The 10707-nt window shown below is 64.1% G+C and carries 10 protein-coding genes and 1 pseudogene; 4 read left to right on the forward strand and 7 right to left on the reverse strand.

Annotated elements, in window-relative coordinates:
- Positions 1 to 53: 53 nt before the first annotated feature.
- The 7 genes from QK290_RS14860 to QK290_RS14890 form a co-directional block, all read right to left on the reverse strand.
- On the reverse strand, positions 54 to 800 hold the full coding sequence (locus tag QK290_RS14860; RefSeq protein WP_282331404.1) for an aldolase/citrate lyase family protein: 747 nt from the start codon (positions 798 to 800) through the stop codon (positions 54 to 56).
- Entirely contained in the window at positions 800 to 1573 is a 774-nt protein-coding gene (locus tag QK290_RS14865) for an SDR family oxidoreductase (protein WP_282331405.1), read from the reverse strand. Before QK290_RS14865 ends, QK290_RS14860 begins: the two co-directional genes overlap by 1 nt.
- Positions 1570 to 2892, reverse strand: a complete 1323-nt coding sequence (hisD, locus tag QK290_RS14870; RefSeq protein ID WP_282331406.1) for a histidinol dehydrogenase — start codon at positions 2890 to 2892, stop codon at positions 1570 to 1572. Before hisD ends, QK290_RS14865 begins: the two co-directional genes overlap by 4 nt.
- A 24-nt stretch (positions 2893 to 2916) precedes the next feature.
- Complete coding sequence (locus QK290_RS14875) at positions 2917 to 3852, reverse strand: ester cyclase (protein ID WP_282331407.1); 936 nt, start codon at positions 3850 to 3852, stop codon at positions 2917 to 2919.
- Positions 3849 to 4580 (reverse strand): alpha/beta hydrolase, encoded by a 732-nt coding sequence (locus QK290_RS14880; RefSeq protein ID WP_282331409.1) that lies wholly within the window; start codon positions 4578 to 4580, stop codon positions 3849 to 3851. The genes QK290_RS14875 and QK290_RS14880 overlap by 4 nt, the downstream gene beginning before the upstream one ends.
- An 11-nt stretch (positions 4581 to 4591) precedes the next feature.
- Positions 4592 to 5755: a hypothetical protein gene (locus QK290_RS14885; protein ID WP_282331410.1), complete on the reverse strand. Its 1164-nt coding sequence runs from the start codon at positions 5753 to 5755 to the stop codon at positions 4592 to 4594.
- A gap of 66 nt (positions 5756 to 5821) precedes the next feature.
- On the reverse strand, positions 5822 to 6814 hold the full coding sequence (locus QK290_RS14890; protein WP_282331411.1) for a LacI family DNA-binding transcriptional regulator: 993 nt from the start codon (positions 6812 to 6814) through the stop codon (positions 5822 to 5824).
- 143 nt (positions 6815 to 6957) lie between these two features.
- Here QK290_RS14890 and QK290_RS14895 point away from each other — a divergent pair, with 143 nt between their 5' ends.
- The 4 genes and pseudogenes from QK290_RS14895 to QK290_RS14910 all read left to right on the forward strand — a co-directional run.
- The gene (locus tag QK290_RS14895) at positions 6958 to 8310 is read left to right on the forward strand and encodes an extracellular solute-binding protein (RefSeq protein ID WP_282331412.1); all 1353 of its coding nucleotides are present in this window, start codon (positions 6958 to 6960) and stop codon (positions 8308 to 8310) included.
- A gap of 95 nt (positions 8311 to 8405) precedes the next feature.
- Positions 8406 to 9224, forward strand: a complete 819-nt coding sequence (locus tag QK290_RS14900) for a sugar ABC transporter permease (RefSeq protein ID WP_282331413.1) — start codon at positions 8406 to 8408, stop codon at positions 9222 to 9224.
- The gene (locus QK290_RS14905) at positions 9221 to 10171 is read left to right on the forward strand and encodes a carbohydrate ABC transporter permease (protein ID WP_282331414.1); all 951 of its coding nucleotides are present in this window, start codon (positions 9221 to 9223) and stop codon (positions 10169 to 10171) included. The genes QK290_RS14900 and QK290_RS14905 overlap by 4 nt, the downstream gene beginning before the upstream one ends.
- A 158-nt stretch (positions 10172 to 10329) precedes the next feature.
- Positions 10330 to 10498 (forward strand): annotated as a pseudogene (locus QK290_RS14910) (alpha-L-arabinofuranosidase); the annotation flags it as partial.
- Positions 10499 to 10707 lie beyond the last annotated feature (209 nt).

The raw sequence follows: 10707 nt of genomic DNA on the forward strand, positions 1-10707 counted from the left end.
GACGAAAGGAGGGCCTCCGGTTGTGCCAACCGGAGGCCCTCCTTTTGATGTCTTCAGGACGTGGCCGCCCAGTCAGCCAGGCAGTCGTCGATGGCTGATTGCGCGTTCAGGACCACCATCGCGGCTCCTTGTTCCCAGGCCTTGCGGGCCTGGGACGCGGTGGAGACGATTGCCATGACCGGGCGCCCTGCCGCAGCAGCCCAGACCTGCAGCCGGGCGTCGTCCGCCCGGGCTGCGTCATATCCCAAAGCCGCGGCCAGGTCCGAAGGGCCCACGAAGATGACATCTACACCGGGGGTCTGTGCGATGGCGCCGGCGTTGGAAACGCCTTCGGCGTCCTCAATCATTGCAATGACTAGGGTCCGGGCTGCGGTCTGCGCGGCGTGGTCTGCCGGGGAGGTTTTGCCCCATCGGCCCGCTGCCGTGTAGGTGGCGAAGCCGCGGTCCCCGAGAGGCGGGTAGTGGGACATACGGACCGCGGCTGAAGCTTCTTCGGCTGTGCGGACGTGCGGCACAATAATACCTTCGGCGCCGGCGTCGAGAACCCGCAGCGCGAGGGCGGCCTCCCCTTCACCGATGCGGATCAGCGTGGGCAACCCCGCGGCCCGGGCTGCGGTGATGTGATCTGCGATGTCCTTCTGATCGGCGATCCCGTGTTCGGTGTCGAGGAAGATGAAGTCGTAGCCGTTGGTCCCGGCCATATCTATCAGCATCGGTGCCGGCACCCGTACGAGCAGGCCTCGCAGTCGGTCGCCGGCGGCGAGTCGTGATTTGAGCGGCTCCAGTGACCGTGCTGACATCAGCGGGCCACCATCCCGGCCGACAGATCGATGTCTGCTGCGGTGAGTCCTCGCATCTGCAGAATTCCGACCAGAGCCTGGCCGACTTCCTCTTCCTCTACCATGCGGCCCAGGGCTGCCCGGGAGACGAAGTCTGCCTCGGCCTGATCGTAGGAGGTTCCTGAGCGTTCAGCTTCCAGCCGGAAGTTGCGTTCCATCCGTGGTCCCCGGACCGGGCCGGGCGAGAGGCTGTTGACGCGGATGTCATACGGGCCGGCCTCGGCAGCCAGGGTAGTGGTCAGCCCGATCACGGCCATCTTCGATGCACAGTAGGGAGTCCGCCCAACGAGCGGCCGTTTCCCGCTCACTGATGCGATGTTAATGATGTCGCCGCTGCGGGATTTCATCATGGCAGGAAGAAAGGCCCGGCAGATCAGGTAGACGCCACGCACGTTGGTGGCGAAGACGTTGTCCCAGTCGTCCGGATCGATGTCGACCAAGTCGGACACCGGCCCGGGAATCCCGGCGTTGTTTACCAGAATGGAAACGGATTCGTCCTTGAGGGTCAGCGCCAGCTGATCGACTGAGGCCGAATTCGAGACGTCGCAGCTTGCCAGCTTGCACTGGTCCCCGGTCAGTCCAAGTTCATCGCGGGCCTGGACGAGTTTATCCAGGTTCCGGCCGACCATGATCACACGGGCGCCAGCATCCACCAGATGCTGGGTCATCGCTTGGCCCAACCCGTTGCCGGCGCCGGTGACCAGGGCGGTGCGGCCTGTCAACGGCCCTGTCACAGCTGGTCCACGGTCACTGGCAGGGTGGCCCAGGGCAGGGCGGCACCGGCATACTTAGTGGCCCGGACGTCACCGGACCGGGCGTGGCCTTCGAAGGATTCGACCCTGCTGGCGCGGCCGCAGATCTCGCCCAGCAGCGCCGAGGATGCGGTGTCGGTAACTTCCTGGTGGGTGACGGTCTTCAGGTATTTGCCCACCCAAAGGCCGCCGGTGTAGCGGGCTGAGCCCTTGGTGGGAAGGACATGGTTGGTGCCGATAACTTTGTCGCCGTAGGAGACGCAGGTGCCCTCGCCGAGGAACAGCGCGCCGTACTCATGCATCTTATCCAAGGCCTCGCGGGGCTCCTGGGTCAGGACCTCGACATGCTCGGAGGCGAAAGTGTCCGCCAAGGCATAGGCCTGGTCAAGGGTATCGACGACATGGATCTGGCCGTGGTCCCGCCAGGCCGGCCCGGCGTAGTCGTTGGTGGGCATGCCCGGCAGGATCTGCTCAATATGTTCCAGCACCCGGGCGCCCAGTGCGGCGCTGGTGGTGATGAGCACAGCCGGGGAATCGGGCCCGTGCTCCGCCTGGCTGAGCAGGTCCACGGCGACAATGAACGGGTCAGCGTACTCATCAGCGATGACCAGGATCTCGGTCGGACCGGCGAAAAGGTCGATGCCGACCTCGCCGAACAACTGGCGCTTGGCCTCGGCCACAAAGGCATTGCCCGGGCCGGCAATGAGATTCACTTTGGGAATTTCCTCGGTACCAACGGCGAGGGCCGTCACGGCCTGAACGCCGCCGAGCAGATAGATCTCATCCGCGCCCGCCATGTGTGCCGCCGCGATGGTCGCTGCGGGGATCTTACCGCGGATGGGCGGGGTGCAGGCGGCCACCCGGGGCACGCCGGCGACTTTGGCCGTGATGATGGTCATGTGCGCTGAAGCGGTCAGGGGGTAGCGGCCGCCGGGGATGTAGGCCCCGGCGGAGGCGACAGGGAGGTGCCGGTGCCCCAACCGGACCCCGGGAAGCGTCTCGATTTCAATGTCCGTCATGGAATCACGCTGGGCCTGGGCGAAGCGGCGGACCTGGTCCTGGACGAACGTGATGTCATCGATCACCTGCCGGGGCAGGGTGGCAATGATCTCCTCGATCTGCTCGAGAGTGAGCCGGAAGGATTCGGGGCTCCAACCATCGAATTTCTCCGAGTATTCGCGGACGGCAACGTCCCCGCGGGTACGGATATCGTCAATGATTGCCTCGACGGTGGCCCGGACTTCCGGCTTGCTGCTGCCGGTATGGCCGGTCGGGAGGGCTGACTTAAGGATCTGCGACATAGTTTTCTCCGGGAAGGTTGGTGATCAGGCGGCGGTGGCTGGCTGGGGCAAAGCAATGCCCTGGTGGGCGAGGGCGAGTTCGTCGTAGGCCAGCCACTGCGCCGTGACGCGGCCTTCAACGAGATGGTGGTGGCTGATGAGGCTGAACTCGACAGGGCCCCTGGCTCCGGTGCCCGCGATCCGCCACTGGGTGGCAACGCGCAGCGGCAGTGTGTCCGAGGCCGGCAGCGAGTACTGGTCATCGACCTCCACGACAAGGGGTCCGAGGGCGGCGCGCAGACCGTCGGCCCACTCCACCACTGCGCCGGCTCCGTCACGCTGGACGTCCGGGGCGAACGCGGTGGCGCAATCGGCGGCGTAGAGCCCGGATTCAAACCGGCCTTCCAAGGCATTGGTGAATGCCTTCCGGACCAGGTCTCCCTCTGCCGTCCGGGTGAAGTCAAAGGACGGACGGGCCACCCGGGTTGCAGAGGGATAGTCAGTAGCCTGCACGGCGTCCTCATGGGAGTATCCCAGCTGGCGTGCCTGAGCGAGCGGGTTGGCGCCCAGCCATTCCTCGACGATGACTTCGCCGTGCACAATGCAGTTGGCTATCGCCGTGAATGTCACCGACCGGCCGGTGGCGGGGCCGTAGACGGTGCCGCCGGTGTCGGTCCCGGTCCATGTCCAGCGCATGGAGGTCCGGTAACCTTCCTCTTCGGAACCGGTCCAGATCGTGTCATCGATGACGCCGTGGAAGTCCGGGTAGGTGCGCAGCCGCGCGTGGGTGTTGGCGATGACGATCTCGTCGCCCACCAGATCGCCGGCGTCGAGGTGGATTGCCGTGCTGGGCGCGTAGTACTTGCGGATGAGTTCGAGATCGCGGTGGGGCAGGTTCCAGATGTCGTAGGTGATGCGTTCGATGTAGTCGACGGGGCCGTCGAACCCGTAGGCCCGCAGCCCCGGGGGGGTGGTTGTCATGAAGTTTTCCTTCGATTCCAGTGGTTGATGGTGTTGGCCGTTGCTTCCGGGCCCTCAAGTGGCATGAGGTGGCCGGCGCCGGGCATGATGTGAAGTTCGGCGTGTGGCATGGCAGTGGCGATGTCGTGGTGCATCTCCGGGGTACAGAGTTGATCTTCGGATCCGGCGAGGACCAGAGTCCGTGCAGTGACCCGCTGCAGCTCGGTACGAAGGTCCCGCCGGCTCCGCTGGATGCCCAGCTGGTCGGCGAAGACTCGCGGTCCGTGGTGTTCGGCCATGGCTGTTCCGGTCCTGAGTAGGGCGGCGGTGATGCGTGCCGGCGCGAACAGGGCAGGCGCGAGGTCACCGGCGATTTCGGGGAAGGCGCCAGCCGTGTTGCGTCGGACCAATTCTTCCCAGGCCTGCATCTGTTCGAGCCTGGGCCCCCGTGGGTTGGTGGAGATCAGCACTGCGGCGTGGAAAATTGACGGGTCTTTCACTGCCGCGGCCATCGCGACAATTGCACCCAGTGAGAGTCCGATGATCCCCACCGGCCCCTCCTGCCTCCGGGCAAGCTCGAGGAGATGCTCCGCCGCTTCGTCCAAGGTGGTGCCCTCGATCCGTGTGTCCACTGTCGCGCCGCCGAGGCAGAGGTAGGGATCCATAGCGGTAAAGATTTCGGCGGTGCACAGCATGCCCGGCACCCGGATCCAGGTACGGATCCGTTGTGTCGCTGGGCGAGGCCCCATGATCTGCCCGCTCAGTCGTCGATTGTGGAGTATCGGACGACGTTCCACGCGGCGACGTAGCCGGCGGCGTCGGCGGCGTGGCCTTTGTCTTCGGCGTGCCGGATGGTTTCGGACGGCCATTCGAGACGGACGCGCCCGTCGCCGCTGTTCACGACCAGCATCTGGGCCTCGTCATCCATTGCGGTGAAGGTCCGCCAGGCTCCCGCCGGCACGGAAATCGTGTCGTAGGGACGGAGGACGGTCGCCACCTTGTGGTCGCCGTCGTTCAGGGTCACCAGCCATGTGCCGCGGTAGCCCATCAACACCTGGCTGTGGTCGTGGCGATGCTGGAGCATGCCCTCGTCCTTGACCGCACGCAGCCACGCGAGGTTGAAGTTGTGCGGGTAGTGTATCGGCGGTACCTGGTCCCGGTCCTCTGTCATTCCGTAACCGATGACCGTGGCGAGCTCGGCCCCGCCGCCGGGCAGTTCATTACACAGGAACGGTTGGCTGCTCCACTTCAGATCGCGCTGGCGGACCACACGTTCCTGCATCTGCTCGGCGGTCCAGGTGCGCAGCTTGTCGATCTCGGCCTGGGGCAGGGGCGGGACGACCTCCACGTTTTCCGGGATTGTGTCGCCGGCCACCGTATCGATCAGCTCGTTGTCCAGGGTCAGGAAGAGGCCATGCTTTTCTGCCTCCTTCAGCACCGAGGGTCCCCAGATGATGCCTCCGGTGTTGTCGAAGCCCAGGGCAGTGAACAGCCATCCGTGCGAACCTCCCACATTGGTGAAGCCGCGGAAGATCCAGGTGGGAACGCTGACGATATCGCCTTCTTCGCAGATGAATTCGCCGTCGCTGCCGTCCGCGCCCCAGCGCATCTGCCAGGTTCCGCTCCAGTTCAGGAAAACTTCGGCGGTGAAGTGGAGATGGAGGTTGTTCACCACGCCATCCGGCATGGCGGCGGCACCGATGTTGAAGCCGTGCGGTTCCCGAAGGTTCACGACCTGTTGTGCGCTCTGGGTCACCCCCGGTCCGATGATCGAGTAGTTCTCCTTGGTGTCGCTGCCGGGGGTGCGGCAGTCGATGAAGGCCTGGTTGCAGCTGACGTAGTCACTGCGGCGGATGGTCCGGCGCCTCAGCTCATTTTCATCGACGACCTGGGTTGCTGTTTTCTGCTTCACGTTAACGTCCATGGGTCATGTATACGTATGTATCACATGCATGTCAAGGTTTCGCTCGCGGATTGGGACGTGCGTCGACTAGGAGGCGGTGTGCGTGCCGCGGGGCACGGCGCGCACCGGGTGGATCCGGCGCACCGGGTCCCCGGCCACAACCCCCGTCAGCCTGTCCACCAGAAGATTCGCGGCATCCCTGGCCATGTCGGCCAAGGGGATGGCGACGGTGCTGAGGTTGCAGATCGGCCAGCCGGAGGTGGGGATATCGTCAACCCCGACCAGAGCTACGTCCTCGGGCACCCGGAGGCCAAGCTCCCGGGCCGCATTCAACGCGCCGATGGCGACCGAGTCGCTGATGCAGATGACGGCGCGGGGTGGGCGCTCCAGTGCCATGAGCTTGCGCATCCCCGAAACCCCGGAATCATGCCCAAACCACCCGCGCGCAACTTGCGAGGAACGCAAGGGGATATCGGAGTCAGCCAGTGCCTCCCGGATTCCGGCCTCGCGGTCGGTGCTGGTGGAGGCCGCGGCCGGCCCTGCTATCAACCCGATCTCTTTGTGGCCGGCAGAGACAAGCATCTGGGCTGCTACCCGGCCCGCTTGCAGGTTGTCAGCGACCACGCTGTCTGCTGCCACGATCCCGCCGATGCGGTTCAGCATGACCATGGGGATGCCTCGCTGCTGGAGCTCAAATGGCATTGTTGACTCCCGCCGCGTGGTCGTGAGCAGCACCCCGTCGACGGAGCGGTCCAGAAGTGGCGAGTAGGCAGCATCGTCATCCTCGCGTTCGGCCATCAGAACCATCCGGTAGCCGCGGCCGGCCAGGGCGTCGTGGATCGCCGGAAGTATCAGCGGGTAGAGGGGGTTGGCCAGGTCGGCGACCATGGCTACCCGCTGAGTGGCCTGCGTTGAGAGTGAACGGCCCATCTGGCTGGGGACATAGCTCAGGGCCGCCGCCGCATCCGCGATGCGGCGGCGCGTCTCCACGGTGACCCGGGGATCCCCGCGCAGGGCGCGCGAAACCGTCGGCTGGGACACGCCCGCCAAGCGGGCAACGTCACGACTGGTGGCAACCATTGTTGCCTCACTTTCCGGGGTCGGGTGGATGCTTCGCAGTAAACATCTCACGGCAAGCCTATTGACAATCATGTTAGCTGTGCCACAGTCTAGGACATACGTATTCATGCCTGCTAGGGGCACCAAATCATTAAGGTGACGTTTTGAACTTTCCCAAAAGAATCGGTCGCTCGCCCCTGCTGCTGGCTGTAGCCGCCCTTACGGTGGCGTCCCTGGCTGCCTGTGGCGCCGGCAGCCAGATTCCCGGTGCCACCGGCGCCAAGGGGACCTGTCTTGCCCCTGAGCCGGCCAGCCCGGTCACTGTCAATGTCCTGGCCTACGGTGCCCCCGGTATGGACCCGTTTACCAAGGCTATGACGAGCGCCTGCAACGGGGTCAAGAATCTCAAGGTCAACCATTCACCGGTGGACTTCTCGGCCCAACTCGAAAAGGCACCGCTTTCGCTTTCCCAGCCGGCCGACGGCGCGTCCTATGACATTGTGGAGGTTTACAACACCACCCTGGTCGAGTACGCCTCCAAGGGATGGCTGGCGCCCCTGGACGAGTGGGTGGCCAAGAACGGTGAAGCCTCCGGTGTCAACGATATTGATCCGGCGCTGCTGGAGAAGATGAAGTACGACGGGCACCTCTATGCCCTGCCCAACCAGCAGAATGTCCACATTCTGATGTACCGCAAGGACATCCTGGACAGCCTGGGCATCCAGGCGCCCACGACCTATGACGAACTGTATGCAGCGGCCGACAAGATCAAGACCGCGGGGAAGTCCGAAACACCTTTCGTCGCTTCCTTCAACGCGGACAGTGATATCTCCACCGCGTTCAACAACGCGCTGACCAGCCAGGGCGGCTCCTGGGTCAACGGCGGGGGACAGCCCACGCTGGCCTCCCCCGAAGGCGCAGCCGCGATCAACGACCTGCGCAAACTCAAGTCCTACATGTCCAGCGATGCCCTGACCCTGAACAACGCCAAGGCCGTCGCCGCCCTGCAGAACGGGCAGGCCGCGATGGGCATCATTTACGCCGGCCGGGGTGCCACCCTCATCGACCCGGCCCTGTCGAAATTCTCCAACGATTTCGCCTTCGCTCCGGCACCGGCGGCAAAGCCCGGCGGCAAGCCGGCCGCCCAATGGACCCAGGACGGGTTCGCCATCGCCAAGAACTCCAAGGTCGGCTTCGAGACCCTCGCCGGAGTCTTGGCCACCTCGGTCGGAGACGCGGCAATGACCAACGGAGCCCCGTTCGCCGTCATCTCCCGGGCCAGCAAGCTCAACGACCCCGCACTGCAGGCCAAAGCACCCTACTGGCAGGCCGCACTGGATACCCTGAAGGCAGGCGCGGACACGCTGCCGCTAAAGCCGTTTATGCCCACAATCCAGCAAAGCACCCGTCCCTTCATCGTCGAAGCGGTCAACGGCACCGGGGACCCGATGGATGCGCTCGTCAAGGCCGATGCCGCAGCCAACGCCGCGCTGACGACCGCCGGGTACCTGAAGTAACCATTCCGCGGCGAATCCGCCACTACAGATTTTAGGAGGTGGGTCCACTGAGACGACGCGAATTCTTCATCTTCGTCGGCCCCAGTATTTTGGTCATGACTTTGCTCATGGCCGGGCCCTTATTCATCACGGCCTTCGACAGCTTCAGGAAGGTCAGCTATGGCGACCCTGGTCTGTTCGTCGGGTTCGCCAACTATGCGGCCACCTTGGGTGACCAGCGGTTCTGGGCCGCCGCCGGGTTCACGACCGTCTACACCGCCGCGATGACGGCAGGAAAGATCGTTGGCGGGTACGTTGTTGGCCTCATGCTCAACGCCGTCCGCGCCAAGGCCCGGGCCTTCTTCCTTGGGCTGCTTCTGGTGCCCTATGTCGTGCCGACGGTGATCGGCGCACTCGTCTTCTCCTGGTTGTTCAACAGCACGTTCGGCGGCTTCGTCAATGTCCTGCTGGCACCCCTGGGTATCGCGCCGGACTGGTTCACCGATCCGGCGGCGGCGAAGTTCCTACTCATTTTCCACAGCATCTGGCACGAGTCGGCGTTCGGCATCCTCGTCCTGGTGGCGGCCCTGCAGTCCGTCCCCCGCGAACGGATCGAGGCGGCCGCCCTCGACGGGGCCGGCTGGTGGCAGACCCAATGGCGCATCGTGATGCCCTCCATCAGGGGATTCATCGGCTTCATCGCCCTCATCTCAATCATGGACGGCTTCCGGGTCTTCGACAGCATCCGGATGATCACCCCGGCCGCCTCAACGGTCGGCACTGAGTCCCTCATGACCTACGTCTACAACGTCGCGCTCGGCGAAACCCAACAACTCGGACTCGCCAGCGCCATCAACGTCATCACGATCATCATCATCCTGATCTTCCTCGTCCCCTTCATTCGCCAAACCTGGCGGGAGATGAAATCCGCGTGAGTGCACCGAACAACGTCAGCATCCTTCCCCCGGCCCCGCTGCCGACACCCATCCCGGACCGCGCCGTCGATGGCCGTCCTCCACGTCGGCCCCGAGGGGCCCTGAGCAACACCACCATAGGACGCCGCCCCCGGTGGCGGACCGCCATGGCATACATAGGGCTGTCGGTGGCGGCGTTTGTGGCAGTTTTCCCGTTTGTTTGGGCTTTCCTGACCTCCATCAAGCCCTACACAGACGCGTTCATCTCGCCCCCCGTCTGGAGCTTCACCCCCCAGATCACGGCCTACGAACAGCTCTGGTACGCCACCGAATTCGCCTCATTCGGTGTGAACACCATCGTGGTCGGCGTGGTCACAGTCATCATTTCCCTGATCGTGGGGGCGCCTGCGGCTTATGCACTGTCCCGGTTTGATTCCCGGATCTCGTTGTGGCTGCTCGTGCTGGCACTTGTTTTCCGGTCACTGCCGCGCTTCGTCGTTGTCCTGCCCTTCTACTCCATCGCACAGGCCCTCAATATTTACGACACCCAGCTGATGCTGATCATCGCCCTCGTGGCGGTGAACCAGCCGTTCACGATCTGGCTGTTGCGGAACTTCTTCGCCGAGCTGCCCAGGGAACTGGAAGAAGCGGCCCAGATCGATGGCTGTAGCCGCTTCGGGGCATTCCGTCGGGTCATCATGCCCCTTGCCGGTCCCGGGCTGGTTACCGCAGGGATCTTCACGTTCCTGCTGGCCATCCAGGAATACCTGATCCCGGTTGTACTGACGCAGCAGCATGCGACCACCCTGTCGGTATTCATCGCATCGTTCGGTATTGCTGAAGACACCGCCCTCTACCAACTCATCGCCGCCGCCAGCATCCTGTTGGCACTGCCGATCATCGCTCTTGCCTTCCTTGCCCAGAAGTTCCTGGTCACTGGGCTCACAGGAGGGGCGATCAAGGGCTAAAGCTATGACACACGGGTCCGCGCCGTGACCATTGGTGACCAAGCGTTTGGGTCGTGTGGCGCTTCTTTCCACCACACGACCCATTCGCTGTTCACGCCACCATGATCCGGTGCACTTGGACCCAATCTTTCCGGCCGGGCGCCTCGCCCGGGTTCGGCTTTATCGAGTCCGTGATCGCCACCGCCGACGCCGTGCGTGCCAAGGGCAAAACACAAAAAGCACATCAACCTGTCCTTCGACGAGTGGAACGTCTGGTACCAGCGCGGCCTGGACACCGAGGACCAGCCGCACAATGTCGCCAAGGCGGGCTGGCGCGAGCACCCCCGTGACAATGTCAATCTGATGTGAGCCCACTTAGCTGACATTAGGCGGAGCGAGGACATCAATCGCAGAGGAGGCTGTGCGGAATCCGTCTCTGATCGAGAGCAGCCTCCTCTGGGCCGGACGGGTTTCGACGCTGAGAGCCAGTTTCCGGGCCTCCTAGTAGTACTTAGTTAGGTTGGGGCTCGTGGTTGGCAGTAGGGGCAGTATCCGGT

Source organism: Pseudarthrobacter sp. AL07, from assembly GCF_029960665.1.
In the GTDB taxonomy this organism is placed as follows: domain Bacteria; phylum Actinomycetota; class Actinomycetes; order Actinomycetales; family Micrococcaceae; genus Arthrobacter.